Annotated in this window: 25 protein-coding genes and 2 pseudogenes; 9 read left to right on the top strand and 18 right to left on the bottom strand. The window is 66.9% G+C overall.

All coding sequences use genetic code 11. The annotated features are described in order from the left end of the window. Positions 1–10 precede the first annotated feature (10 nt). The 3 genes from glyA to C1A30_RS33410 all read right to left on the bottom strand — a co-directional run bounded on the left by glyA (position 11) and on the right by C1A30_RS33410 (position 4,110). Complete coding sequence (glyA, locus tag C1A30_RS33420) at positions 11–1,285, bottom strand: serine hydroxymethyltransferase (RefSeq protein WP_101952466.1); 1,275 nt, start codon at positions 1,283–1,285, stop codon at positions 11–13. Between the two features lie 79 nt (positions 1,286–1,364). Next, positions 1,365–2,822: a glycine hydroxymethyltransferase gene (locus C1A30_RS33415; RefSeq protein WP_101952465.1), complete on the bottom strand. Its 1,458-nt coding sequence runs from the start codon at positions 2,820–2,822 to the stop codon at positions 1,365–1,367. A 97-nt stretch (positions 2,823–2,919) separates the two neighbouring features. After that, entirely contained in the window at positions 2,920–4,110 is a 1,191-nt protein-coding gene (locus C1A30_RS33410) for a DUF885 domain-containing protein (RefSeq protein WP_101952464.1), read from the bottom strand. Positions 4,111–4,140: 30 nt separating this feature from the next. Here C1A30_RS33410 and coaA point away from each other — a divergent pair, with 30 nt between their 5' ends. Then, positions 4,141–5,079, top strand: coding sequence for a type I pantothenate kinase (coaA, locus tag C1A30_RS33405; protein WP_067800337.1), 939 nt, complete (start codon positions 4,141–4,143; stop codon positions 5,077–5,079). A 41-nt stretch (positions 5,080–5,120) separates the two neighbouring features. On the opposite strand, the pseudogene C1A30_RS33400 reads toward coaA, so the two are convergent. From C1A30_RS33400 to C1A30_RS33375, 6 genes and pseudogenes are all read right to left on the bottom strand, one after another. After that, positions 5,121–5,432: pseudogene (locus C1A30_RS33400) on the bottom strand (IS30 family transposase); the annotation flags it as partial. A gap of 16 nt (positions 5,433–5,448) precedes the next feature. Further along, positions 5,449–6,702 (bottom strand): IS30 family transposase, encoded by a 1,254-nt coding sequence (locus C1A30_RS33395; RefSeq protein WP_235009817.1) that lies wholly within the window; start codon positions 6,700–6,702, stop codon positions 5,449–5,451. An 83-nt stretch (positions 6,703–6,785) separates the two neighbouring features. Then, entirely contained in the window at positions 6,786–7,193 is a 408-nt protein-coding gene (locus tag C1A30_RS33390) for a hypothetical protein (protein ID WP_101952463.1), read from the bottom strand. Positions 7,194–7,285: 92 nt separating this feature from the next. Next, on the bottom strand, positions 7,286–7,717 hold the full coding sequence (locus C1A30_RS33385; RefSeq protein ID WP_101952462.1) for a hypothetical protein: 432 nt from the start codon (positions 7,715–7,717) through the stop codon (positions 7,286–7,288). 125 nt (positions 7,718–7,842) lie between these two features. Then, positions 7,843–9,195, bottom strand: a complete 1,353-nt coding sequence (locus C1A30_RS33380) for a hypothetical protein (RefSeq protein WP_101952461.1) — start codon at positions 9,193–9,195, stop codon at positions 7,843–7,845. Positions 9,196–9,209: 14 nt separating this feature from the next. Continuing rightward, a complete protein-coding gene (locus tag C1A30_RS33375) occupies positions 9,210–10,001 on the bottom strand; it encodes a (2Z,6E)-farnesyl diphosphate synthase (protein ID WP_101952460.1) in 792 nt (263 codons plus the stop codon). 55 nt (positions 10,002–10,056) lie between these two features. On the opposite strand from C1A30_RS33375, the gene C1A30_RS33370 reads away from it, so the two are divergent. After that, a complete protein-coding gene (locus C1A30_RS33370) occupies positions 10,057–10,794 on the top strand; it encodes a hemolysin III family protein (RefSeq protein ID WP_101952459.1) in 738 nt (245 codons plus the stop codon). Here the strand turns inward: C1A30_RS33370 and C1A30_RS33365 are convergent. Both C1A30_RS33365 and C1A30_RS33360 read right to left on the bottom strand, forming a co-directional pair. Next, positions 10,791–11,150, bottom strand: a complete 360-nt coding sequence (locus C1A30_RS33365; RefSeq protein WP_101952458.1) for a nuclear transport factor 2 family protein — start codon at positions 11,148–11,150, stop codon at positions 10,791–10,793. The genes C1A30_RS33370 and C1A30_RS33365 overlap by 4 nt on opposite strands. A 10-nt stretch (positions 11,151–11,160) precedes the next feature. After that, positions 11,161–13,131, bottom strand: coding sequence for a thioredoxin domain-containing protein (locus C1A30_RS33360; RefSeq protein ID WP_101952457.1), 1,971 nt, complete (start codon positions 13,129–13,131; stop codon positions 11,161–11,163). Between C1A30_RS33360 and C1A30_RS33355 the strand changes: the two are divergent. Together C1A30_RS33355 and C1A30_RS35900 are read left to right on the top strand one after the other, a co-directional pair. After that, positions 13,066–13,485, top strand: a pseudogene (locus C1A30_RS33355) (AAA family ATPase); the annotation flags it as partial. The gene C1A30_RS33360 and the pseudogene C1A30_RS33355 sit on opposite strands and share 66 nt — an antisense overlap. A gap of 46 nt (positions 13,486–13,531) precedes the next feature. After that, complete coding sequence (locus C1A30_RS35900; RefSeq protein WP_200828596.1) at positions 13,532–13,681, top strand: hypothetical protein; 150 nt, start codon at positions 13,532–13,534, stop codon at positions 13,679–13,681. An 18-nt stretch (positions 13,682–13,699) separates the two neighbouring features. On the opposite strand, the gene C1A30_RS33350 is transcribed toward C1A30_RS35900, so the two are convergent. Beyond that, positions 13,700–13,924 carry a hypothetical protein gene (locus tag C1A30_RS33350; RefSeq protein ID WP_101952456.1) on the bottom strand — a complete coding sequence of 75 codons (225 nt, stop codon included), beginning with the start codon at positions 13,922–13,924 and terminating at the stop codon, positions 13,700–13,702. After that, complete coding sequence (mca, locus tag C1A30_RS33345) at positions 13,921–14,787, bottom strand: mycothiol conjugate amidase Mca (RefSeq protein WP_101953071.1); 867 nt, start codon at positions 14,785–14,787, stop codon at positions 13,921–13,923. Before mca ends, C1A30_RS33350 begins: the two co-directional genes overlap by 4 nt. A gap of 110 nt (positions 14,788–14,897) precedes the next feature. Here mca and C1A30_RS33340 point away from each other — a divergent pair, with 110 nt between their 5' ends. The 3 genes from C1A30_RS33340 (at position 14,898) to C1A30_RS33330 (ending at position 16,781) form a co-directional block, all read left to right on the top strand. Continuing rightward, the gene (locus tag C1A30_RS33340; protein WP_101953070.1) at positions 14,898–15,320 is read left to right on the top strand and encodes a DUF4307 domain-containing protein; all 423 of its coding nucleotides are present in this window, start codon (positions 14,898–14,900) and stop codon (positions 15,318–15,320) included. Positions 15,321–15,559: 239 nt separating this feature from the next. Further along, entirely contained in the window at positions 15,560–16,054 is a 495-nt protein-coding gene (greA, locus tag C1A30_RS33335) for a transcription elongation factor GreA (RefSeq protein WP_101952455.1), read from the top strand. Positions 16,055–16,118: 64 nt separating this feature from the next. Beyond that, positions 16,119–16,781 (top strand): GPP34 family phosphoprotein, encoded by a 663-nt coding sequence (locus tag C1A30_RS33330; RefSeq protein WP_101952454.1) that lies wholly within the window; start codon positions 16,119–16,121, stop codon positions 16,779–16,781. On the opposite strand, the gene C1A30_RS33325 is transcribed toward C1A30_RS33330, so the two are convergent. Next, positions 16,778–18,082: an APC family permease gene (locus C1A30_RS33325; RefSeq protein ID WP_101952453.1), complete on the bottom strand. Its 1,305-nt coding sequence runs from the start codon at positions 18,080–18,082 to the stop codon at positions 16,778–16,780. The genes C1A30_RS33330 and C1A30_RS33325 overlap by 4 nt on opposite strands. Before the next feature lie 41 nt (positions 18,083–18,123). Continuing rightward, complete coding sequence (locus C1A30_RS33320; RefSeq protein ID WP_101952452.1) at positions 18,124–19,269, bottom strand: cystathionine gamma-synthase; 1,146 nt, start codon at positions 19,267–19,269, stop codon at positions 18,124–18,126. A gap of 45 nt (positions 19,270–19,314) precedes the next feature. Between C1A30_RS33320 and C1A30_RS33315 the strand changes: the two genes are divergently transcribed. Next, positions 19,315–20,160 (top strand): alpha/beta fold hydrolase, encoded by an 846-nt coding sequence (locus C1A30_RS33315; RefSeq protein WP_101952451.1) that lies wholly within the window; start codon positions 19,315–19,317, stop codon positions 20,158–20,160. On the opposite strand, the gene C1A30_RS33310 is transcribed toward C1A30_RS33315, so the two are convergent. Beyond that, positions 20,153–21,607, bottom strand: a complete 1,455-nt coding sequence (locus tag C1A30_RS33310) for an FAD-dependent oxidoreductase (protein WP_101952450.1) — start codon at positions 21,605–21,607, stop codon at positions 20,153–20,155. The two genes, C1A30_RS33315 and C1A30_RS33310, sit on opposite strands and share 8 nt — an antisense overlap. Before the next feature lie 120 nt (positions 21,608–21,727). On the opposite strand from C1A30_RS33310, the gene C1A30_RS33305 reads away from it, so the two are divergent. Further along, positions 21,728–22,894: an acyl-CoA dehydrogenase family protein gene (locus C1A30_RS33305; RefSeq protein ID WP_101952449.1), complete on the top strand. Its 1,167-nt coding sequence runs from the start codon at positions 21,728–21,730 to the stop codon at positions 22,892–22,894. Here C1A30_RS33305 and C1A30_RS33300 read toward each other — a convergent pair. Together C1A30_RS33300 and C1A30_RS33295 are read right to left on the bottom strand one after the other, a co-directional pair. Next, positions 22,878–23,411, bottom strand: coding sequence for an RDD family protein (locus C1A30_RS33300; protein WP_101953069.1), 534 nt, complete (start codon positions 23,409–23,411; stop codon positions 22,878–22,880). The two genes, C1A30_RS33305 and C1A30_RS33300, sit on opposite strands and share 17 nt — an antisense overlap. A gap of 66 nt (positions 23,412–23,477) precedes the next feature. Continuing rightward, positions 23,478–24,530 carry a hypothetical protein gene (locus C1A30_RS33295; RefSeq protein ID WP_101952448.1) on the bottom strand — a complete coding sequence of 351 codons (1,053 nt, stop codon included), beginning with the start codon at positions 24,528–24,530 and terminating at the stop codon, positions 23,478–23,480. Positions 24,531–24,556: the final 26 nt, after the last annotated feature.

Genomic DNA, 24,556 nt, shown 5'->3' with positions numbered 1-24,556 from the left:
GCCTGGCGTGTCACCGTCCGTGCAGTTCCCAGTCCTCCAGACCCTCGTAGAGGGGAAACTCGGCGGCCAGCCGGCGAACCCGCGCGGCCAGTGCCGAAACGTCGGCGGTCTGCGTCAGCGCCGCAGCAATCACGTCGGCCACCTCGGCGAACTCGGCATCGCTGAATCCGCGGGTCGCCAACGCTGACGTGCCGATCCGCAGGCCCGACGTGACCATCGGTGGCCGCGGGTCGTTGGGCACGGCGTTGCGGTTGACCGTGATGCCGACGTCGTGGAGCAGGTCTTCGGCGGTCTTGCCGTCCAGCGGCGAGTCGCGCAGGTCGACCAGCACCAGGTGTACGTCGGTGCCGCCGGTGACGATCCGCACGCCTGCGCGGGCGACGTCGGCGCCCAGCAGTCGGTCGGCGACGACACGGGCACCCGAGAGGGTGCGCCGCTGGCGTTCGGCGAACTCCGCCGTCCCCGCGATCTTGAACGTGACGGCCTTGGCGGCGACCACCTGCATGGCGGGCCCGCCCTGCGTGCCGGGAAACACCGCCGAGTTGACGGCCTTGGCTAACCGCTGCTTGCCCAGGATCAACCCCGACCGGGCACCACCCAGCGTCTTGTGCACGGTCGTCGACACCAGATCGGCGTGCGGCACCGGTGACGGGTGCAGGCCCGCGGCGACCAGTCCCGCGAAATGCGCCATGTCCACCCACAGGTGCGCACCGACCTCGTCGGCGACCGATCGGAACGCCGCGAAGTCCAGCGTGCGCGGATACGCCGACCACCCGGCGATCAGGACCCGGGGCCGAAACTCCTTGGCGTGTGCCCGCACTGCGTCCATGTCGATCAGACCTGACGCGGGATCGACTCCGTAGCAACCACTTTCATACACCTTGCCGGAGAAGTTCAGCTTCATACCGTGCGTCAGGTGTCCACCGTTGGCGAGGTCGAGGCCGAGCAACCGCTCACCGGGCGCCATCAGCGCGGCCAGCACAGCGGCATTGGCCTGCGCACCGGAATGCGGTTGCACATTGGCGAATTCGGCACCGAACAACGCCTTGGCGCGGTCACGCGCGACGTTCTCGATCGCGTCGACGTGCTCGCAGCCCCCGTAGTACCGGCGGCCCGGCAGCCCTTCTGCGTACTTGTTGGTCAGCACGCTGCCCTGCAACTGCAACACCGCGCGCGGCGCGAAGTTTTCCGACGCGATCATCTCCAGCGTGTCGCGTTGACGGCCCAGTTCCCTGCCCAACAACTGCGCGATCTCAGGATCGACATCGCCCAGCGGCGCGGCCATGACGGACGTAAAAAGCTCAGCTGTCGCGGTCACGGCGGCGAGTGTGACACGCACACGCGCCGATTTGGGGGCTACGTCTTTACAGCGTCAGTCCGGGATACAGCGGGTTGGCGGTCAGCAACTCGGCCGCACCGGCGTGCACCCGTTCGGCGGTGCCGTCGGCCAACTTGTACTTGGCCTTCGACGTGCCCTCCGGTTGCGTGTTGGACAGCACCTCGACCATCAGTTCGGCGACTCGGTCGAAGTCGTCGGGTCCGAAGCCGCGCGTGGTCAGCGCCGGCGTGCCCAACCGGATGCCGCTGGTGTACCAGGCGCCATTGGGGTCGGCCGGGATCGAGTTGCGGTTGGTGACGACGCCGGAGTCCAGCAGCGCCGACTCGGCCTGGCGGCCGGTCAGCCCGAACGACGACACGTCGAGCAGCACGATGTGGTTGTCGGTGCCGCCGGTGACCAGGCGGGCACCGCGTTTGAGGAAGCCGTCGGCGAGCGCCTTGGCGTTGTCGGCGACGCGCTGCGCGTAGGCCTGGAACGCGGGTTGACGCGCCTCCGCCAATGCGACGGCCTTGGCCGCCATCACGTGAGACAGCGGTCCGCCCAACACCATTGGGCAGCCCTTGTCGACCGCGTCGGAGTACTCGGCGGTGGCGAGCACCAGCCCGCCACGCGGACCCCGCAGCGACTTGTGCGTGGTGGTCGTGGTGACGTGGGCGTGCGGCACGGGATCCTCGTCGCCGGTGAACACCTTGCCCGCGACCAGGCCCGCGAAATGCGCCATGTCGACCATCAGGGTGGCGCCCACCTCGTCGGCGATCTCGCGCAGCTTGGCGAAGTTGATCCGGCGCGGATAGGCGGAGTACCCGCCGACCAGGATCAGCGGCTTGAACTCGCGGGCGGCCGCGGCCAGCGCGTCGTAGTCGAGCAACTCGGTGTTCGGGTCGGTGCCGTAGCTGCGCTGGTGGAACATCTTGCCGGAGATGTTGGGCCGGAATCCGTGGGTGAGGTGGCCACCGGCGTCCAGCGACATGCCGAGCAGCCGCTGATTACCCAGCTTGCCGCGCAGCTCCTCCCAGTCCGCCTCGGACAGGTCGTTGACGTTCCTGACGCCCTTGTCGGCCAGGCCGGGCGCCTCGACGCGGGTGGCCAGGATGGCCCAGTAGGCAACGAGGTTGGCGTCGATGCCCGAATGCGGCTGCACGTAGGCGTACGGCGAGCCGAACAGCTCGCGGGCGTGTTCCGCGGCCACCGTCTCGACGGTGTCCACGTTCTGGCAGCCGGCGTAGAACCGGTGCCCGATGGTGCCCTCGGCGTACTTGTCCGACAGCCAGCTGCCCATGGTCAGCAACGCCGCAGGCGAGGCATAGTTCTCGCTGGCGATCAGCTTGAGCGAATCACGTTGATCGGCAAGCTCTTTCCGCGTCGCGGCCGCGATGCGTGGCTCGACGGACTCGATGATCTGCAGCATCGAACGGTAGGCGGCGCTTGCGGTATCGGCGTACTCGGCACCCGGAGCTGAGCTGGTGACGGGGTCTGCAGTCATGGCCTCAGCCTACTTTCCGGTGCTATCGGCGCCGAATGTGGGATTAACGCACGCCACATCGCTGTTTCGCGTGACGGTAACCCACGTTCGGCGACAATTATCGCAGCGACGACGGAATCAGCGGCTCGTCGAGCAAGCGCCCGAACCGTTCGGTGAGGCTGACGCCGTCGGGCCTGGCCTCCAGCCAGCCGCGCAGCAACCGGTACCCCTCGACGTAGGTGCTGGTGTAGGCGCGCCACAGCGGCGACGACAGGAACCGCAGCATCTGGCGGGCGCGCTCGTCGTTGACCAGCAGCCAGCGCTTGAGGAACGCGACCACGTCGTCGACGTCGCGGTGCTCGTCGTGCAGCATCAGCGCCGCGTCCTGGCGCACATCAGCTAGGAGGTGCCCAGCGTCCGCTAACGCCTGGGCGCGCTCACCGTCGAACCGCAGGCCGAGGTCGGCGTAGATCTCGCGGGCCCAGCCGCCCCACTCCGGCCCGATCGCGGCGTACAGCGCCAGATCGGCCAGCCCCTCGGCCATCAGGCACTGCGGCGTGTTCACCAGGAAGATGGTCTGCTCGGCCTGGCCCTTACCTTCGACGAGGCCGGCCTCCTTGCGGCAGTGCTCGGTGTGGTGGCCGGGATAGGACTCGTGCGCGACCAGGCGGGGCAGATTGGACATCTGCTGCTTGAGGTCGGCGTTGACGGCGACGGTCGAGCGGTAGTCGCCGAGGTAGTAGTTGAACCCCGACCACGGTTTGTCGGTGACGACCTCGTAGGTGATGGTCTCGCGGTCGGGCAGCGGGAATTCGGCGCGCACCCGGTCGCGCAGGGCGCTGGAGAACGCGTGGATGGCCTCCTCGAGCCGGGCGGGCGGGATCTCCTCGGCGGCCCGGTAGGCCTGCATCCGCTCGGCAAGCGGTCCGCTGCCGCCGAGGGCGTCGTCGAGCTTGCGATGGGCCTGTTCGTAGCGCTCCGGGTCGCCCTTGGCGATGTGCACGTCGAAATACGCCTGCACCTCGTCGACGAACCCGACGTCCTGGCCCGCGAATTTGCGGCCCGCACACGCCAGCGCGCGCAGATGGGCCGCGACGTAGGCGGCGCGGGCCGGTTCCAGGTCGTCGGGGATGTCGGCGGCCAGCCGCTCGGCTTGGATCGCCAGGTCGGCGGGGTCGGGGGCGGGCTCGTTGGCCACCTGCTGGCGCAGCTCGGGGTCGCCGGTGAAGGAGTCGACGTAGCCTTCCTCGATCCGGTCGAAGCGCAGGCCGAGCAGCAGATATTCCCGCATCAAGGTGGTCGCGTCCATGGCCTCAACGTTAAATGCAAGACTGACCCCATGCCGCGGCTGAGCGAGCCGAGCCCCTACGTGGAGTTCGACCGGAGTCAATGGCGCGCCCTGCGCATGTCGACGCCGATGAAGCTGACCGAAGACGAAGTGCTGCAACTGCGGGGTCTTGGCGAGAAGCTCGACCTACTGGAGGTCGAAGAGGTCTATCTGCCGCTGGCCCGGTTGATCCACCTGCAGGTGGCGGCGCGCCAGCGGTTGTTCGCCGCGACCGCCGAATTCCTCGGCGAGCCCCAGCAGAATCCGGACCGGCCGGTGCCGTTCATCATCGGCGTCGCGGGCAGCGTCGCGGTCGGCAAATCCACGACCGCCCGTGTGCTGCAGGCGCTTCTGGCCCGCTTCGAACACCACCCACGGGTGGACCTCGTCACCACCGACGGCTTCCTGTATCCGAACGCCGAACTCGGTCGCCGAAACCTGATGCATCGCAAGGGTTTCCCCGAGAGTTACGACCGGCGCGCGCTGATGCGGTTCGTCACGGCGGTGAAGTCGGGCGCCGACAAGGTGTGCGCGCCGGTCTACTCGCATCTGCTCTACGACATCGTGCCCGGCGAGAAGCAGCTCGTGATGCATCCGGACATCCTGATCCTCGAGGGCCTCAACGTGTTACAGACCGGCCCGGCGTTGATGGTGTCGGACCTGTTCGACTTCTCGGTATACGTCGACGCGCGCATCGAGGACATCGAACAGTGGTACATCAACCGGTTTCTCGGCTTGCGGACCACCGCGTTCGCCGACCCGGCGTCACACTTCCACCACTACGCCACGCTGACCGACGACGCCGCGGTGTTCGCCGCGCGCGACATCTGGCATTCGATCAACCGCCCCAACCTGATCGAGAACATCCTGCCGACGCGCCCGCGCGCGACGCTGGTGTTGCGTAAAGACGCCGACCACGCGATCAACAGGCTGCGGCTGCGCAAGCTGTAGGCGCCGAATGGCCACTTATGACACGTGTTTCGCGGGCGGTTTCACGCTGTGATTGCAACAGCGGGTGGTTTTGACGGGTTTGAGAGTAGTTCGTCGAGGGTTTCGGCTGGGGTCTTCCAGCTCAGGGTTTGCCGGGGCCGGTTGTTGAGCTTGGCGGCGACGTAGTCCAGATAGTCTGCCGGGAAGATCGACAAGTCGGTGCCTTTAGCAAAGTATTGGCGCAGCAGTCCGTTGGTGTTCTCGTTGGTCCCGCGCTGCCATGGTGAGTGCGGATCACAGAAGTAGATATCTAATTCCGTCGCTGCGGCGATAGCGGCGTGATTGGCCATCTCTTTGCCTTGATCCCAGGTCAGTGNATCGCGGGCGGTTTCACGCTGTGATTGCAACAGCGGGTGGTTTTGACGGGTTTGAGAGTAGTTCGTCGAGGGTTTCGGCTGGGGTCTTCCAGCTCAGGGTTTGCCGGGGCCGGTTGTTGAGCTTGGCGGCGACGTAGTCCAGATAGTCTGCCGGGAAGATCGACAAGTCGGTGCCTTTAGCAAAGTATTGGCGCAGCAGTCCGTTGGTGTTCTCGTTGGTCCCGCGCTGCCATGGTGAGTGCGGATCACAGAAGTAGATATCTAATTCCGTCGCTGCGGCGATAGCGGCGTGATTGGCCATCTCTTTGCCTTGATCCCAGGTCAGTGTCTTACGCAGAATCGCCGGCAGCTGAGCCATTTTCGCGACGATGGCCTCTTGCACTGCCAGGGCACCGTGGTCGTCAGGCAGATGCAGCAGCAGCACGAACCGAGTCATGCGTTCGACCACGGTGCCGATCGCCGAACCCGATGCGGTGCTACCCATGATCAGGTCACCTTCCCAGTGGCCGGGTACGGCACGGTCTTCGACCTCCGGTGGACGCTCGCTGATGTTGACCATGTCGCGGATTTGCCCTCGGCGCTGGTTACCGCGTCGTTGAGGCTTGCGCAACGCCCGCCCAGTGCGTAGACATTTGTGCAGCTCACGGCGCAGATTTCCTTTACCCTGCACGTAGATCGACTGATAGATGGTCTCGTGGGACACCCGCATCTCCGCATCGTCGGGAAATTCGATCGGCAGCCGGTTGGCGATCTGTTGAGGACTGTGGTCGTCTAGCAGCCGATTCTGCACCTCAAGGTGCAACCGTTCATTGGTGGCCAGCTTGCGCGGTTTCGGGCGTCGAGCCCGCGCGTGAGCACGCGCCTGTGCGACGCCGGCCCGATACCTCGGCGTGGCATCCCAGCCGCCGTGCCGTTGCGCCCCGAACCGGTACCGCGAACGATATCGTCCACGGCAGAACGCGTTTCGGTCGATCTCACGCATGACCGTCGAGGCCGGGCGGCCCAGCCGCCTGCCGATCTGCCGAATGCTTTCCCCTCTGGCAATGCCGTCTTGAATTTCGTTACGTTCGTCTTCGCCCAGCCGCGACCACTTCCGCACACCGGTCTCATCAGGAAATTTGGGTCTCACCCCGCCAGCATCGGCAAACCAGCGCCAGCCGGTGCGCACCGACACACCGACTGCCTGCGCCGCCTCCACCACCGACGTGCCATCGCCGACATGACCCCAGAACTGACGACCAACACAGGCATAACGCGACGGACGCATCAACAACTCCTCAGCTAGGAGCCGTTGCAATCACCCCTTGAACCTGAGGCGAGAAACCGTGCCATAAGTGGCCATTGGACGGCTTACGCCTTGGCGCGGCGCCAGCCGGTGTACTGCAACTCCGCCATCACCAGCGTGTAGACACCTGCCGCGAGCGTCAGCACGATGCCCGTCGCGGTCAGCGGGAAGACGTCGGCGAGCACGAAGACGACGGTGCCGACCGTGTACAGCAGGTTGCCCGTGGCGATCACGATGCCGGCTCGTTTCACCGAAGGCATTGCGGCGACGGCGAATACACCGATGGCGAACGCGATGAAGAAGGCGCTCATCGAGTACTCGAACGCCTTGGTGGTGCCGGACACTTCGGCGAGCCAGCCTGCGAGCGGGATACCGGCGATGCCCATCAGCCCGCTGCAGGTGGCGTCGGCGCGCAGGGCGAAGCGCAGAAACGAGTCGGTCGTGCCGGTGCGGTTCACGGAGATGGCGGTCATGCAACTTCCTTTCGTGGGTGGGTGGGGCGACCGTTCCGGAGCCGACGAAGCAACCTCTTACAACGGCGGCTCCGGACCAGTCCGTGACGGAGTTACGCGCGCACTCCGAGGTACTGGGCGTAGGCGAAGCCGAGGGTGACGACGGTGAACGCCGCCGTCGCCACCACGCCGAATTCGGTCAGCGGCAGCCATCCCGCGACCAGGACGACGGTGACGACGATCGCGAACGCGACGTTGCCTGCGAGCACGCCGACGCCGACGCGTCGGACGTGGGGCAGGCCTGCGGCCAGATACAGCGCCGCGCCGTACACCACCAACGCCGCGCCGCCGATGAATTCCGACGTGGATGACAGACCGGACAGCCGCGACAGCGGATCGGCCGCCATCGCGACGAGCAAGCCCAGGCCGGCGCACAGGGTCGCGTCGGCGCGGAGGGCGAAGCGCAGCAGAGAATCGCCTGGAGCCGCAGCGGCGGCGACATTCGGCCGAGTTTCCCGGACCGGGCGGGTGTTGATTGCGGTCATGGCTTCGAGACTGCTCAGAACCCACTGCCAGATCGACGCCGGACGCTGCCAGCTACTGCCAACCGCAGGTCACGACAATGCGGGCGAGGAACGAGCCCGAGGAGGAGTGACCTAACCAGCCGGAGTCAGCGGTTTTCCGCGGCCACCAGGTTGCCGCGTAGATCGGCGGCGATCAGCCGGGCCGCGGCGTTCTGCCAGTTGTGCAGCGACCGCTGCGGCACCTCGGTGACGAACCACTGCCACGCCTGCCGCGCGACCGGGTCCAGCCCGGCGGCGGTGGCGTTCTGCGCATAGGCGCGCACGCCGACGACGTACGGGAAGTACAGCGAGTTGTAGTGCCGCCACTGTTCGGTGGTGCCGAAGTCGCCGCCGTCGCGCGGCTTGAGGCGGGCGATGCGGTCGGCCAGCAGGGCCTTGAGCTCGTTGGCCCGCTCGAGCGGCGCGTCGGGTGCGCCGCGGGCGGCCAGTCGCTCGTCGATGATCGGCAGCGCGGTCAGCGGGCTGGCGACGAGCTTGGACAGGTCGCCGTAGTGACCCAGCGCGCGGCGGGTCAGCCGGACGAAGGTCTCGTCGTCGACGTCGTCGAGTGGGCTGGCCGAACGTCGCGGCAACGCAGCTTCCGCATCCCGCAGCGCGGCACGGTCGGCCCGCAGCCCGGGCGAGCGGGAGAATGTCACCCGGTCCAGCAGCCCCGCCAGCGGATCGGCAAGCACGTTGATCGCGATCGCGATGCCGAGGCTGGTGAATAGCAGCACCGTCAACGCCGTGTGCTGATCCGATACCGCCAGCCCGATCAAGAGTTGCCCGCCGAACAGCAGCGCCACCACGGCCGTCGCCACGAATGACCTCAGCATGTCCGCGCGTAGCGCCTGCCCCTCGTCGAATGCGTCCCACATCGCGACGGCCAACCCGAGCACTCCGACGTCGAACCCCGTGGACGCCAACGCGATCCAGCTCGGCACCAGACCCAGCGGGATCACGACGATCGCATTGGCGAGCGCGAAGAACAGCGTGCCGATCACGACGAAGCCCATGATCCGACCCGGCGCGCGCTGCAACACCGCCACGATCATGGCGCCCAGCGTCGACACCGAGATCGCGGCGAACATCACCCAGTGGCCGAACCGCACCGGGCCGTCGACATTGCCCGCCATCACGGCACCAAACAACGTGACGGCGCCGACACCGGCCACGAGCGTGATCTCGCCGGCCCGGCTGCGCCACCTATCTGACGGGCGGCACAGTTCGAGCAGCACGGCGAACCACGCGATCCCTGGCACCGCGACAAGGTAGATCTCGACGCTGCTCAGCGCGGTCACGCCGCTGGTCACCCGGACCGCGTCGAGCGCGACCACGCACGCGAAACTGGTCAGCCCGACCGCGGCCAGTACGAGGACGGGTTTGCGTGGGTCACGGGCCAGCAGGTACAGGCCCAACCACCAGCTGAGCGAGAAGACCACCGCTGACAGCGCAGCCATGGCTCAAGTGTCCCCTACATGCCGTAACGACGGTGACGCGCGCTGTAATCGCGCAGTGCGCGAAGGAAATCGACCCGGCGGAACTCCGGCCAGTACGCCTCCGTGAACCACATCTCCGAGTAGGCGCTCTGCCACAGCAGGAACCCCGACAGCCGCTGCTCCCCCGAGGTGCGGATCACCAGATCCGGGTCGGGTTGGCCGGAGGTGTACAGGTTCTCCGAGATAGCGTCGATGGTGACGGCCTCGATCAGCTGCTCACCGGTGGCGCCGTTGGCCAGCTCCTTGTTGAGCAGCTGGCGGACGGCGTCGACGATCTCCTGGCGGCCGCCGTAGCCGACGGCGAGGTTGACGTGGAACCCGCTTCCGTTGCCGTTGGTCGACTCGACGGCCTCGCGCAGCCTGCGCGCGGGCTCCTCGCCGATGAGCTCCAGGTCGCCGACCGTGCGCACGCTCCACCGGTTCGCCGGCGCGCAGATCTCCTCGGTGACGTCGGTGATGATCTCGATCAGCGCTGCCAGCTCGTCCTTGTCACGCTGCAGGTTCTCGGTGGACAGCAGATAGACGGTGGCCATCTCGATGCCCGTCTCCTGGCACCACCGCAGCATCTCGGCGATCTTGCGGGCGCCCATCCGATAGCCGTAGCTGACGTCATCGTGACCGGCATCACGTGCCCAGCGTCGGTTACCGTCGCAGAGCACCGCGATGTGGCGGGGCAGTTCAGCTTTGGAGGACACCAGTCCCTGACGCAGCCGCATCTCGTAGAGGCGGTACATCGGTTCCTTGAGACGAGGAGGAATGATGTCCACGAGGATCCAGACTACTGTTTCGGTCGTAGACCCCCACGGCATTGCTGGAGGTGACATGGCCCAGATCGACACCGCCGACGAGGCGCAGCAACAGCCACCGCGCGTATACGCCGAAGACCTGCCCGAGGCAGTCGTCGACCGCGTCGAGAAGGTTCTCGGAAAGCCGCGCGCCCGCGGCTGGATTCACGTCTATTCGGCCGTCGTCGCGTTCATCGCGGGCGCCGCGTTGGTATCGGTGTCATGGTCGGTGGAGTCGACGCGCGCCGGGCTGGCGACCCTGCTCTACACGCTCACGATCGTGGCGATGTTCACGGTCAGCGGCACCTACCACCGGGTGAACTGGAAGTCCGAGACCGCGCGCAAGTGGATGAAACGCGCCGACCACTCGATGATCTTCATCTTCATCGCGGGCAGCTACACGCCCTTCGCGCTGCTGGCTCTTCCGGAGCGCAGCGGCTGGGTGCTGTTCTGGATCGTGTGGGGCGGCGCGATCGCGGGCGTGCTGTTGAAGATGTTCTGGCCGTCGGCGCCGCGCTGGCTCGGTGTGCCGCTGTACATCCTGTTGGGCTGGGTGGCGGCGTGGTTCGTCGGGCCGATCATGGAAGGCGCGGGCGTCGCGGCGCTGGTGTTGTTGATCGTCGGCGGCGCGCTGTACAGCATCGGCGGCGTGCTCTACGCGCTGAAGTGGCCCAACCCGTGGCCGTCGACATTCGGCCACCACGAGTTCTTCCACGCCTGCACCGCGGTCGCGGCGATCTGCCACTACATCGCGATGTGGTTCGCCGTCTTCTAGTTCTGGGTGATGTTCTCCGGGCCCCAGTAGGCCTTCATCGAGGCGATCTTGCCCTCGTCGTCGAACGTCATCGTGCTGATGATCTCGATGGTCATGCCGTGGATGTTCAGCTTCCAGAAAAACGCCGCCTCGTTGCCCAGCGCGCGCAGCGTGACGACCTCGGTGGTGCCGTTGGCGCCCTCGACGGCCTTGTAAAACCCGCGGATCGCCTCGTGGCCGATGTGCACCTCGCCGCCGACGGGGTCCTCGACGGTGGCGTCCTCGGCGTAGAGGGCGGCGATGTCGTCGGGGCGACCCTGCGACAGGGTTTCCAGATAGCGGTGGACGGTCTTCGCGTTGTCCTCAGGGCTCGACATGGCCGAGACGCTACCGCAGCGCCGCCGTCAATTCGGCAATTGTGGTGACCGGCAGATCGCACACCCGGCCGCGGCAGACGTAGGCGGCATCCACGCCGTTCACCCTGTCGCGGTCGATCAGCAACTCCGAGGAGTTCACCGGCCCGCCGACGACGATAGCCCCGCCTGGTGCCAGTTCCCTTGCCGCGGACAGCAATTCGGACTGGCCAGGGTCGCATGCCACCGCGATCTGGATCGGTCCGCGCACCGCGGCTTCGGCGACGGCCAACCAGTGCCCGCCTGAGCGCGGCATCCGGGCCAGGATCGGCGTCGCGCTCGACAGCGTTTCGTCGGCCGCCACGGCGTAGCGATCCGGTTGCGGTACCAGGTGGGCGGCCAACAGCAGCGCCTCGGCGATCAGCGAAGCCCCCGACGGGGTGGCGCCGTCTAGCGGGTCGGCGGGCCGGACCATCAACTGTTCGGCGTCGTCAGCGGTGTCGAACCAGCGGCCCTCACCGCCCGCGAAGTGGTCGAGGGCGAGGTCGAGCAGGCCGGTGGCCGCCGTCAGCCACGACGCGTCGCCGGTCAGTTGGTACAGCGACAGCAGACCGGTCGCGAGCGCCGCATGGTCCTCGAGGATCGCCGCGCTGTCGCCCACCTGGCCGCCGAGGCTGGCGCGGCGCAGCCTGCCGTCGACGACATGCAGTTCGAGCAGCGACCGTGCGCATTGCGTTGCCGCGTCGAGGAATTCGCGACGATCCAACGCCACACTCGCCTCGGCGAGGGCGGTGATCGCCAACCCGTTCCACGCGGTGACGACCTTGTCGTCGCGACCGGGCTGCGGTCGGGTCAACCGTGCGGTCAGCAGTTCACTCCGGATCCGCTCGAACCGCGCCGCGTCGTCCGGACCCGTGAGCAGTTGCAGCACCGAGCTGCGGTGTTCGAACGTGCCTTCCGCGGTGACGCTGAAAACATCTGCGGCCCAACGGCCGTCGTCGTCACCCAGCACCTCGCGCAGTTGCGCGGGCGTCCACACGTAGGTCAGGCCTTCGCGGCCGTCGGCGTCCGCGTCCAGCGACGAGGTGAACATGCCACCGGCGCCGAGTTCGTCGATGATGAACCGCGCCGTCTGCTCGGCGACCCTGCGCGCCAACGGGTTTTTACTGCGACGCGCCCAATGCGCATAGACCCGTAGCAGCAGCGCATTGTCGTAGAGCATCTTCTCGAAGTGCGGCACCACCCAGGACGCGTCGACGCTGTAGCGGGCGAAGCCGCCCGCCAGTTGGTCGTAGATGCCGCCGCGCGCCATCGCGGTGCAGGTCTGCTCGACAGCCTCCAGCGGCAGGATGTCGCCGGTGCGTTCGTGGTTGCGCAGCAGCGCTTCCAGCAGCGCCGACGGCGGGAATTTCGGCGATCCCCCGACCCCGCCGCGTTCGACGTCGGCGTCACGCAGGGCCGCGGCGACGGCGTGGTCGCACAGCGCGGCCTGCAGGGGCGGCCCCCCGCCGGGCAGCGCCGCGGCCATCGACCGCAGTTCGCCGGTGATCCGGTCGGAGGCCTCCTCCGCCTCGGCCCGCCGGCCCCGCCAGGTCTCCGTGACCGCGGCGAGCAACTGTAGGAAGTTCGGCTTCGGGTAGTACGTACCGCAGAAGAACGGCCTGCCGTCGGGGGTCAGAAAGCACGTCATCGGCCAGCCACCCTGGCCGGTCAGCGCGACGGTGGCGTTCATGTACAGCGCGTCGAGGTCGGGCCGCTCCTCGCGGTCGACCTTGATGTTGACGAAGCCGTCGTTCATCACCGCGGCCACCTGGTCGTCTTCGAACGACTCGTGCGCCATCACGTGACACCAGTGGCATGCCGCGTACCCGATCGACAGCAGGATCGGGACGTCCCGCGCCGCGGCCTCGGCCAGCGCCTCGGGCGTCCACTGCTGCCAGTGCACCGGGTTGTCGGCGTGCTGGCGCAGATAGGGACTGGTCGCGTCGGCGAGTCGATTGGTCACCGTTCCGACCGTAGCCGCTTGTCGGTGCCCCGCACGGTCGACGGGGGGCTCGACGAGTTGCTCGAACTCGCGCCTACCATCGCGATCGACGGCCCGAAGGGCGTCGGCAAGACCGCGACTGCACAGCGGCGCGCGACCGCGGCGTGGTTGTTGGACGATCCGAATCAGCGCGCACTGGTCGAGGCCGACCCGGCTTTCGTCACGGCGCCGCCGGGCACCCTTCTCATCGACGAGTGGCAACGCCTCCAGGAGATCTGGGATACCGTGCGCCGCAAGGTCGATGCCGGCGCACCGCCGGGGCGATTCCTCCTCACTGGAAGTGCAACGCCCGCCGCCGGTTTCGACACCCATAGCGGGGCGGGCCGGATCCTGTCGCTGCGGGGTCAAACTCGCCGCGGGCGTGACGGACGCGGACGTCCGGCACCTGCACTGGTTGCGCAATCAGCTCTCCGACGACACGGTCGATCTGCTGGTGATCACCACGGGCAGCAACGCATATCGCCGCCGTGACGGCATCGCCGTCATCCCACTGGCACTGCTCGGCGCGTGATCGCGGCAGCCGCTGGGCTCACTCTTTGTTGTCCTCGGTCGGCTGGTCCGGCTCCGACTGATCGAACGACTTGGGCAGCTTGCGCAGGTGCCGGTTCATCGACCACACCAACGCGAACGTGCCGATCAACAGCAGCACCACCACGATCAACCCGAACGGGCTGGCCTTACCGAAGTCGGGGCCGGTGTTTCGGGGAGCGTCGTCGGCCAGGAGGGTGACCGCCAGCATCAGGGTGTCGGTCACGGTTCGATCCCCGCGAACAGGTCGTTCTCCGGCAGCGTCACCGGCACCCGCGACCGGGCCAACTCGTATTCCTCAGTGGGCCAGAGCCTTTGCTGCCATTCGATGGGCGCACGGAAGAAATCGCCGTTGGGGTCGATCTGGGTGGCATGGGCGCGCAGCGCGTCGTCACGCTGGGCGAAGTACTTGGCGCATTCGATCCGGGTGGTGACCCGCTTGGCGAACACGTCGTCGTCGGGATCCCAATGCTTGAGCCACTTTTCGAACGGGCCCTCCTCGCCGTGCTTGGCGAACTCCTCCTGCAGCAACTGCATGCGCTTCCGCAGGAAACCGTGGTTGTAGTACAGCTTGAGCACATCCCACGGCTCACCGGCGTCGGGAAACAGCCGGTAGTCACCGGCCGCCTCGTAGGCGGCCACCGACACCTGGTGGGTGCGGATGTGGTCGGGATGCGGATAGCCGCCGTTCTCGTCGTAGGTGGTCATCACGTGCGGGCGGAACTTGCGGACCACCCGCACCAGTTCCTCGACGGGTTCCTCGAGGGGCACGACGCCGAGGCAACCGTCGGGCAGCGGTGGCGGCGGATCGCCCTCGGGCAATCCGGAGTCGACGAAGCCCAGCCAGTGATGCTCGACGCCGAGGATCTCGGCGGCCTTGGCCATCTCGTCGCGGCGGATCTCGGCCATTCGGCCGTGCACGTCGGGCAGGTCCATCGCTGGGTTGAGGATGTCGCCGCGCTCGCCGCCGGTGAGCGTGACTACCAGCACGCGCACGCCCTCGTCGGCGTAGCGGGCCATGGTGGCGGCGCCCTTGCTGGACTCGTCGTCCGGGTGGGCGTGCACCGCCATCAATCGCAGTTCGCTCAACTGGGTCCTCATCCTGGTCACTGACATTGCCGAGACGTTTCAACCATCACCGGTGCCCCTATAGTTCCAGTCCTAGTAGATCTATCCGAGCGACGGGCATGCAAAACGACATGATCGAACGTCCCACGGCCCGTTACGGCCGGCAGCGGGTGTCCGGTGGCAAACGCCGCTGGATCGCCATCGGGCTGGGCATCGTCGTGCTCGCGGTGGGGGTTGGGATCGCCGTGATTGCATCGCAGCGGCTCGGTACCGGCGAGGTCAAGGGCGAATTGGGCGGCTATCAGCTCATCGACGACCAGACCGTGCAGGTGACCATCACGGTCACCCGGGACGACCCATCCCGGCCGGTCGCGTGCATCGTTCGGGCCAGGTCGATCGACGGCAGCGAAACCGGCAGGCGGGAAGTGCTGGTCGCGCCGGCGGCGCAGAAAACCGTCCAGGTGACCACGATCGTCAAGACCAGCAAGCCACCCGTCGTCGGCGATGTGTACGGATGCGGCACCGATGTGCCGTCGTACCTGGTGGCCTCCTAGATCAACCGACACCGGCCGGCGCAACAAACAGCGAACAGCAAGAACGTGAAAATCGGTTGTCCCGGCGGTGCTAGAATAGTCCGATACACGGTTCCTGCTGGGACCGTGTATTGCTGCTTTTGGTGCTCGGATTAGGCGTTGAGGTGAGCGGCAATACACGCAGACAGCTCCCGGCGCCGTAGACACGAGACTTCTTACGCGAATACGCGCGAGAGCAACGACGAGGGGAGCGCGACGATATGACCGACACCCAGGTCACCTGGCTGACGCAGGAGGCGTACGACCGGCTGAAGGCAGAGCTCGATCAGCTGATCGCCAACCGTCCGATCATCGCAGCCGAGATCAACGACCGCCGTGAAGAGGGCGATCTGCGCGAGAACGGCGGCTATCACGCCGCCCGCGAGGAGCAGGGCCAGCAGGAGGCCCGGATCCGCCAGCTGCAGGAGCTGCTGAACAACGCCAAGGTGGGCGAGGCCCCGAAGCAGTCCGGCGTGGCACTGCCCGGCTCCGTGGTCAAGGTCTACTACGACGACGACAAGAACGACACCGAGACGTTCCTGATCGCCACCCGCCAGGAGGGCGTGTCCGACGGCAAGCTCGAGGTGTACTCGCCGAACTCGCCGCTCGGCGGCGCGCTGATCGACGCGAAGGTCGGCGAGACGCGCAGCTACCAGGTGCCCAACGGCAACACCGTCAAGGTCACCCTGGTCAGCGCGGAGCCCTACCACTCCTGATTCGCGGCTCAGCCGCGGCGGCCTGATTCGCGGCTCGGCCGCGGTCCGGTTTACAGTCCGGACTATGGCGCAGATCGCCGAAGACCTGTTCTTGCTGTTGCTGGACAACGCGTCCGCGCAGCCGGGTCTCGAGCGCCCGCGACGTGAGCGGGTGCTCGCAGGCGCGGTGCTGCTGGACCTGGCGCATGCGTGCCGGGTCCGGCCCGCGATGGCCGAAGAACCCATCGAAACAGGCAAGCTGGTGGCGCTCGGGGCGCCCGGCCCGATGGACCCCGTCGTCGCACCGGCATTCGAACTGCTGCAGCGACGGCCGCTGCGCCCCGCCACGGCCGTCAAACGGCTGGCCAAGCACACCGAGGAAAACCTGGCCAGCTATCTGGAGTACACCGGCCAGATCCGCCGGGTTCGGTTGAACTCCAAGCGGTTCAGCCATCCGTACGCCTGGCCGCTGACCAACAGGGAAAGGGTCGCCCGGGCGCGCTCGGCGCTGCTGGCCGCGTTGTTCGACCGACGGCCGCCAGCACCACCGACGGCGGCGATCATCTCGCTGTTGCACGCCATCGACGGCCTCGGCGCGCTGCTGAGCCTCAACGACCGCGGCTGGCGGTGGGTGCACGCGCGGGCCGGTGAAATCGCCATGGGCAGTTGGGTCGACGAATACCCGACCGCGATGCCCGAAGTGAATCTGGCGATCACCGCGTCGGCCGTGCGCGGGGCGCTCAGCTAACGATTGCCCGCCCACCTCGCGACGCCGTGCAGGACGGCGCCGACCGCGAGCAGAATCGCCGCGAACAGCCACACCATGGCGCGCTGCTGGGTGAGCAGCAGGATGCACGACGCCACACCCAACACCGGGACGACGCGCCACACGCGGAAGTGCTCGTGCTCGACGGTGTCGCGACGCAACACCAGCACGGCGATGTTCGTGGACAGGAAGACGAAAAGCAGTAGCAGCACCACGGTTTCGGCCAGGGTGGACAGGTCGCCGACGGCGGTCAGCACCATCGCCACCGCGGTCGTCGCCAGAATCGCCGCCCACGGTGTTCGCCGGTTGGGCAGCACCCTGCCCAGCGCGGCGGGCAGCAGGCCCTGTTCGGCCATGCCATAGGTGAGCCTGCTCGACATGATCATGGTCAGCAGGGCACCGTTGGCGACGGCGATCAGCGCGATGAAACTGAAGAGCCAATCCGGAATGCCGACCTTCGACGCTTGCACGACGGCGAGCAACGGCCCCGACGACTCGGCCAGTTCGTCAGGGGGCAGCGCGATCGCACTGGCCAGTCCGACGAGCACGTAGACCGCGCCGGCGGTGCCGAGCGCGCCGAACAACGCCTTCGGGTACACGCGGCTGGGATCGCGGATCTCCTCGACGACGTTCGCCGACGTCTCGAAGCCCACAAAGGAGTAGTAGGCGACGATGGCACCGCTGAGCACGGCCAGCGGCGGGGCCACATCCGGGGGAAACTGCCCGATCCGCGACAGGTCCCCGTCGCCGCGGCCGACCATCACCGCGACGACACCGACCACGATGAGAAGACCGCTGAACTCGATCACGGTCATGACCACGTTGCTCTTCACCGACTCTTTGATGCCCCGGGCGTTCAGGCACGCCACCAGCGCGAGGAACGCCACGGCGGCCGCGGTCACCGGAACGTCGACGAACGTCGCGAGGTACTCACCCGAGAACGCCAGCGACAGACCGGCGGCGCTCGTCACCCCGGCCGCCAGCATGCTGAAGCCAACGAGGAAGGACACCAGCGGGGAGCCGAACGCCCGCTCGGCGAAGACAGCGGAGCCGCCTGCCTTCGGGTACTTGGTGACCAGCTCGGCGTACGAGCCCGCGGTCAACAGGGCCAGCAGCAGCGCGAGCAGCAGCGGTAACCACAATGCCCCGCCCGCCTTTTGGGCCAGCACCCCGATCAGCGCGTAGATGCCCGCGCCGAGCACGTCGCCGAGGATGAACAGGAACAGCAGCGGACCGGTGATGTCGCGCTTGAGCTTGGCGGGGGCCTTCGTTTCGACCGTCACTCGGCATCAGATAGCCGGGCGATCGCCGGTGCAAACCTCTTTCAGGCCAGCGCCTGCTCCAGATCGGCAAGCAGGTCGGCGGGGTCCTCGATACCGACCGAGAGCCGCACCAGATCGTCGGGCACCTCCAGCTGCGAGCCGGCCGTCGACGCGTGCGTCATCGCGCCGGGATACTCGATCAGCGACTCGACGCCGCCCAGCGATTCGGCGAGGATGAAAACCTCTGTCTTCGAACAGAAGTCGTGCGCCGCCTGCGGTCCACCCGCCATCCGCACCGACACCATGCCGCCGAATGCGCTCATCTGACGCTTGGCGACATCGTGGCCGGGGTGGCTGGGCAGTCCGGGGTACAGGACGGTGTCGATTGCGGGGTGGTTGGCCAGGAATTCGGCGACGGCCGTGGCGTTTTCGCTGTGCTGACGCATCCGCAACACCAAGGTCTTGAGCCCACGCATGGTCAGGTACGCATCAAACGGGCCTGGCACCCCGCCCGCGCCGTTCTGCAGGAACGCGAACGCGGTGTCGAGTTCCTCGTCGTTGGTCAGCAGCGCACCGCCCACTACGTCGGAGTGTCCGCCGATGTACTTCGTGGTCGAGTGCAGCACGATGTCGGCCCCGAGGGTCAGCGGCTGCTGCAGTGCGGGCGAAGCGAAAGTGTTGTCCACCAACACCTTGACGTCCGACGAGGCGGCCAGTTGGGCGATGCCGGCGATGTCGCCGATCGACAGCAGCGGGTTGGTGGGCGTCTCCACCCAGATCAGCCGGGTTTGCGGGGTGATGGCCGCGCGGACCGCGTCGAGATCCGACAGCGCCACCGCGGTGTAGCCGATCCCCCACTGCGTGAACACCTTGTCGATCAGCCGGAACGTGCCACCGTAGGCGTCGTCGGGAATGACCACGTGGTCACCTGGCCGCAGCACCGCGCGCAGCGCGCAGTCGGTGGCGGCCATCCCCGAGGAGAACGCGCGGCCGAACGTCGCTTCCTCGACCGCTGCCAGCGACGCCTCGAGCGCGGCGCGTGTCGGGTTGCCGGTGCGGGCGTACTCGAACCCGCCGCGGAGCCCGCCGACGCCGTCCTGTGCGAACGTCGAGCTTGCGTAGATCGGTGCGTTGACGGCGCCGGTGCCCGGATCGGGTCGGAAACCGGCGTGGATCGCTTTGGTGGCCAAGCCCTTGTATTTGTGCATCGTCGATCAGCCTAACGATGCGTTTTCCGGCGATACCGTTGGCCGATGGAACAGTTCCGCCGTGGCGATCTGGTGTTCGACGTGATTGACGACGGCCCTGCGGACGGGCCGGTGGTGATCCTGCTGCACGGCTTCCCGAACCAGCACATCATGTGGCGGCGCATCACCCCTGAGCTGACCGCCGCGGGGTACCGGTGTCTGGCCCCTCGACAACGCGGCTACTCACCGGGTGCACGGCCGACCCGCCGGCGGGATTACCGCGCCGACGAGCTCGCCGGCGACATCAAGACCCTCATCGACGCCAGCGGCGCCCACCGGGTGCACGTCGTGGGTCACGATTGGGGCGGTGCCATCGCGTGGCGGGTCGCGCAGCGCTATCCCGATCGCCTCCTCACCGTGACGTCGCTGTCGGTGCCCCACCCGGGCGCGTTCTACAAGGCGATCGTGACGAGCCGGCAGGCACTTGCCTCGTGGTACATGCTGTTCTTCCAACTGCCGCGAATACCTGAGTGGTACTTGTCGCAGACGCAACGGACATTCGGGCTCAGCGGCATGGTGAAGGATCGCGCAGAGCACGCTCGCGAGCTGGCGGAAGCCGAGGCGACGGCCATGAGGGAGCCCGGGGCGCTCACGGCCGCACTCAACTGGTATCGCGCGATCCCGCTGAGCACGCCACGCGACGCCAGTCGGCCGGTCACGGTGCCGTCGATGCTGATCTGGAGTGACGGCGACATCGCCCTACTGGAGAAGGGTGCGCGTCTCACACGCGACTATGTGCGGGCCGACTGTCGATTCGAAGTCCTCGAGGGCGTTTCGCACTGGATCCTCGACGAAGCCGCCGACAAGACGGCCGACCTCCTGCTGGAGTGGTTCGCCGCGCATCCTAAGTAATAGGCAGCGGCCCGCATCGGACACCGAACCGTTCCCGCACGGTGTCGAGGGTGCGCTGTTGCCGCTCGCGCTCACGACGGCCCGCGAGCATGAACTGCGCCACGTCGATCAACCGTCGCGGCAGCGGATACCAATGGCTCGGATCGACCCCGCAGTCGGTCAGCGCCTTCCTCGGGATTCCTCCGGCGATGAGGCCCATGTTGTACATCGCAAGCGTGAAAAGCGTGAAGCCGAATGCCGCATTCGATTTGCGCCGCAGATCCATCGCATCGAGTTCGTACAGCGGAATGTCGGTGATCTTGTCCAGCATCAGCAGGTGCGTCATGAAATAGCCCATCAGCGAGGTCAACTGGAGCGTCACGGACCGCGGCTGAATGGACAGCACCGCGCCGCTCGACGAGACATACGGCTCGTAGACCTTCGTGTCGTCGTAGTTGAGGTAACCCGTACAGTTCACGATCCAGCTGCCCGGTTGGATGGTCTTGGTCGCGCCGCTCCGCAGGACCAGATCGGTGTCGCCGTTGCGGTCGACCGCGTCGACGAGGTGGTCCATGATTACGTCGTTGAGGCCCGCCGCGATGGTCCGGTTCTCCGACTCAGACAGCAGACCCGCGAGGAAGTTGCCCGTCTCGGGGGTCAACCACGTGCCGTAGGTGTCGCGGAACCATTGCTTGACGGCCATCTCGTTGGTTCCGTCGAAGTGGCGGGCCATCTCCAGCCCGAGCTTGCCGAAGGAGGTGCCCGCCCAATACCGCCTGACGCCGGTCGGAAGCAGCCGGTCCCGGCTCATGAAGTACGTGCCGGAACCTGCCACCAAATTCACCTCGCGGCCCGGATATTCGGTGATCAACGCGTGCGCGGTGTCCATCGCCGTCTTACCGCCGCCGATGATCCACACCGGGGCGTCACTGGCGCGCATCTCGTCGCATCGCATGTCGCAGTAGTCGGGCGAGACCGAGATCACGCGCTCGCTGGACAACTCGAGCGGCTTGTTCGGCGATATGTCGAACCCGTGGGCCTTGATCAACCGCTTGGCTTCGATCACCGCAGGGCGGCCGTCGGCCGCCTTGCACGCGACACGCACCACTCCGTCGGCCTCGTCGTGGGACTCGACTGTCCAGCCGAAGAACTCGTCGACGCGCGCCCGCTGCTTGATCACGTCGACGCAGCGGGCGAAGTGGTCGAGCACCTCGGCTTTGGTCGCCAGGTGCGCGGGTTTGGCCCCGAGAGTCCATCCGATGTTTCCCGCGGTGAACATCGGATGCGGCTGATGCAGCCTCACGTACGGGTACGTGTCGACCCACATTCCGCCCACGCGCGCCCGACGGTCCACCAGGATCACTCTCTGATCGCTGGACAGGTATTGACTGGCGACGAACAACGCGTTCAGCCCGGCGATGCCGGCGCCAACGACGCAGACGTCGCAACGTTCAACTGGCACGGTCACAACTACCTCCCCTCCCCGGCAAACATTGTCTGCCAGTGCAAGGGGACGGCATAGCGTATTCGGATACCCGAGTTTTCGGTCGTGCCAAAGGCAACAAGGCACGCGGTGTAAACATGGACCATGGCTACCCGCGTTGAAGACCTGCTCGACCTCGACTCGCTGCTGACACCCGAGGACATCGAGTTGCGGCAGACCGTGCGCAGGTTCGGCGAGCAGCGGTTACGTCCGCATGTCGCGGACTGGTTCGAGGCGGGTTCCGTCCCCGTTCGCGAGCTGGCCTCCGACCTCGGCAAGCTGGGCGTGCTGGGAATGCACCTGACCGGATACGGCTGCGGCGGGTCGACGGCGACGGCCTACGGGCTGGTGTGCCAGGAACTGGAGGCGGTCGATTCGGGGCTGCGCAGCCTGGTGTCGGTGCAGGGCTCGCTGGCGATGTTCGCCATCCACCGCTGGGGCAGTGAGGAACAGCGCACCCAGTGGCTGCCCGCGATGGCCACCGGCGACGTCATCGGCTGTTTCGGGTTGACCGAACCGGATTTCGGCTCCAACCCCGCGGGCATGCGCACCACCGCCCGTCGCGACGGATCGGACTGGATCCTCAACGGCTCGAAGATGTGGATCACCAACGGATCGATGGCCGACGTCGCGGTCGTGTGGGCCAGGTCGAAAGAGGGCATCATCGGATTCCTCGTGCCCGCAGACACGCCCGGCTTCTCGACGCGGGAGATGACACACAAGCTGTCCCTGCGCGCCTCGATCACCTCAGAACTGCATTTCGACGACGTCCGACTGCCCGCCGACGCCCAGTTGCCGGAGGCGTCGGGTCTGAAAGGTCCGCTGAGCTGTCTGTCGGAGGCTCGGTTCGGCATCGTGTTCGGCAGCGTTGGCGCTGCGCGTGACTGCCTGCAGACGACGCTGGACTACGTCGGCACCCGCGAGGTGTTCGACAAGCCCCTCGCGGGATACCAACTGACGCAAGCCAAGATCGCCGACATGGCGGTGGAACTCGGCAAGGCGCAGTTGCTGGCGCTGCATCTCGGCAGGCTCAAAGACGACGGCAGGATCCGCCCCGAACAGGTCAGCTTCGGCAAGCTCAACAATGTCCGTGAGGCGATCAAGATCGCGCGAGAGTGTCGAACCCTATTGGGCGCCAACGGAATCACGCTGGAATACCCGGTCATCCGGCACGCCAACAACCTGGAGTCCGTGCTGACCTATGAGGGCACGTCGGAGGTGCATCAGTTGGTCATCGGCGAGGCGCTGACCGGTGTCAGCGCGTTCCGGTGAGCGCCGGGACCACCGGAACGCAGACGGTGCCCATGATCTTGTCGGCGATGGTCTGCCGCTTCTTGTCCACCAGCGGCAGCAGGTAGCCGAGGTAGCAGACCGCTACGTCGATGTTGTGGGCGAGCTGCCGTAACACTGATCGCCAGAAACCGATTGGCTGCCAATCCTTTTCGCTGACAACCTGGAATCTCATCAGCGACTTGCCGACGCTCTGACCCGTCGTGCCCTGCCGGTAGCCGTTGTTCCACAGCGGATAGGCGACGACGAGCAGCAGTGCGAAACCGAGAAAGCCGGTCCAGAACTGGTGCGCGCCTGACGAACAGTTTGGGTCCCCGGCACCGAAGTAGACACTGCTGATGCACTGCGTGTCGCCGGCGGCGAGCATCACCAGGAAGGGCACCGACCAGACCAGACCGATCGGCGCCCAGTCGATGACGAAGGCCACCACCCGGGTGAACCAGGGCGTGAAGGCTGCTGCCTGCAAGGGCAGCGACGCGAGCGGCGGGTCTTCGGTCATGGCGGTCAAGGCGCGCATTCGCCATTCGCCGGAAGGCGCTGCCTTTGCAGGCCTTCCGGCGAACCGCTACTGCGCGGGAGGGCCGAACTGCTGCTGCGGTCCTGGTGGCAGTGGCTGCGGGTTGAGCGCCGCGATCTGTCCGCCGGTGAGCCGACGCCACGCGTACACCTGCAACAGCGCCGCCACCGGAATGGCGACGAACAAGCCGACGAAGCACACCAGCGCGCCGACGACTCCGATGGCTGCACACGACAACAACACGAGCAGCGTCGGCACGAGGTTGGCCTTCACCACTTCGTAGCTCGTCTTGATCGCGTCGACCGCAGACAGGTTGCGATCGAGCAGTGCGATCACCGCGAAGAAGGTCAACAGTGCCACCGCGAGACCCGGGATGACGCACAGCGCGTAGCCGATCGAAGCGGCGATGCCGATGATCAGCGTCGCCACAATGACGTTGCCGACGTTGCGGGGCTTGAGGAATGACCCGATCGTCACGGGTTGGCCGTTGGCGATGTCGAGTATTCCGCCGAGGTACGCCGATTCGAGGGCGGCGATGAGCACCAACAACAGCAGCGAGCCGACGATGAGGACGAGAATGCTCGCGAGGCCGAACGACGCACTCGTCGAGTATTCGAACCCGTTTCCGGATGTGTCGTATGTGCTCACGCTGGACGGAGCGAGCGCGAACGCCAGGCCGTAGACGATTCCGTAGACCACGCTGACGATCACGCCGAAAATCAGCGCCGAGACGATGAGCGGAACCGCGTTCTGGGTGAACTTGTTCCACGCCCACGAGAAGCCCTCACCGATGTTCAACTCCGGCTGGGTGCCGTAGCCAGGCGTCTGGTAGCCGCCGCCGGGAGTGGGCGCAGCAGCGTAGCCGCCGGGCGGAGGTGGCGGCGGATAACCGCCGGGTGGGGGCCCCGGTGGCGGCGGATAACCGCCGGGCCCAGGCGGCGGCGGATAGCCACCCGGTGGAGGCGGCGGCGGATAGCCGCCTCCAGGTGGCGGCGGATAGCCGCCCGGTGGAGGCGGCGGCGGATAGCCGCCGGGTGGTGGGTAACCCCCTGGCGGGGGCGGCGGTGGGTAGCCGCCCGGCGGGGGGGGCTGGGCCGTCATGAGGGCCCTCTGGCCTTCGCGCTCGA

The organism is Mycobacterium sp. 3519A (assembly GCF_900240945.1).
Classification (GTDB): Bacteria; Actinomycetota; Actinomycetes; order Mycobacteriales; family Mycobacteriaceae; genus Mycobacterium.
This window is presented reverse-complemented; position numbering and strand designations above follow the sequence as displayed.

Excerpts from the sequence above, each read along its gene's own strand:
- C1A30_RS33295 (WP_101952448.1), bottom strand. The coding sequence starts at position 24,530 with ATGACGGCCCAGCCCCCCCCGCCGGGCGGCTACCCACCGCCGCCCCCG.
- coaA (WP_067800337.1), top strand. The coding sequence starts at position 4,141 with ATGCCGCGGCTGAGCGAGCCGAGCCCCTACGTGGAGTTCGACCGGAGT.
- greA (WP_101952455.1), top strand. The coding sequence starts at position 15,560 with ATGACCGACACCCAGGTCACCTGGCTGACGCAGGAGGCGTACGACCGG.
- C1A30_RS33385 (WP_101952462.1), bottom strand. The coding sequence starts at position 7,717 with ATGACCGCAATCAACACCCGCCCGGTCCGGGAAACTCGGCCGAATGTC.
- C1A30_RS33395 (WP_235009817.1), bottom strand. The coding sequence starts at position 6,702 with ATGCGTCCGTCGCGTTATGCCTGTGTTGGTCGTCAGTTCTGGGGTCAT.
- C1A30_RS33415 (WP_101952465.1), bottom strand. The coding sequence starts at position 2,822 with ATGACTGCAGACCCCGTCACCAGCTCAGCTCCGGGTGCCGAGTACGCC.
- C1A30_RS33410 (WP_101952464.1), bottom strand. The coding sequence starts at position 4,110 with ATGGACGCGACCACCTTGATGCGGGAATATCTGCTGCTCGGCCTGCGC.
- C1A30_RS33305 (WP_101952449.1), top strand. The coding sequence starts at position 21,728 with ATGGCTACCCGCGTTGAAGACCTGCTCGACCTCGACTCGCTGCTGACA.
- C1A30_RS33320 (WP_101952452.1), bottom strand. The coding sequence starts at position 19,269 with ATGCACAAATACAAGGGCTTGGCCACCAAAGCGATCCACGCCGGTTTC.
- C1A30_RS33365 (WP_101952458.1), bottom strand. The coding sequence starts at position 11,150 with ATGTCGAGCCCTGAGGACAACGCGAAGACCGTCCACCGCTATCTGGAA.
- C1A30_RS33390 (WP_101952463.1), bottom strand. The coding sequence starts at position 7,193 with ATGACCGCCATCTCCGTGAACCGCACCGGCACGACCGACTCGTTTCTG.
- C1A30_RS33340 (WP_101953070.1), top strand. The coding sequence starts at position 14,898 with ATGATCGAACGTCCCACGGCCCGTTACGGCCGGCAGCGGGTGTCCGGT.
- C1A30_RS33370 (WP_101952459.1), top strand. The coding sequence starts at position 10,057 with ATGGCCCAGATCGACACCGCCGACGAGGCGCAGCAACAGCCACCGCGC.
- C1A30_RS33380 (WP_101952461.1), bottom strand. The coding sequence starts at position 9,195 with ATGGCTGCGCTGTCAGCGGTGGTCTTCTCGCTCAGCTGGTGGTTGGGC.
- glyA (WP_101952466.1), bottom strand. The coding sequence starts at position 1,285 with ATGGCCGCGCCGCTGGGCGATGTCGATCCTGAGATCGCGCAGTTGTTG.
- C1A30_RS33300 (WP_101953069.1), bottom strand. The coding sequence starts at position 23,411 with ATGACCGAAGACCCGCCGCTCGCGTCGCTGCCCTTGCAGGCAGCAGCC.
- C1A30_RS33330 (WP_101952454.1), top strand. The coding sequence starts at position 16,119 with ATGGCGCAGATCGCCGAAGACCTGTTCTTGCTGTTGCTGGACAACGCG.
- C1A30_RS33315 (WP_101952451.1), top strand. The coding sequence starts at position 19,315 with ATGGAACAGTTCCGCCGTGGCGATCTGGTGTTCGACGTGATTGACGAC.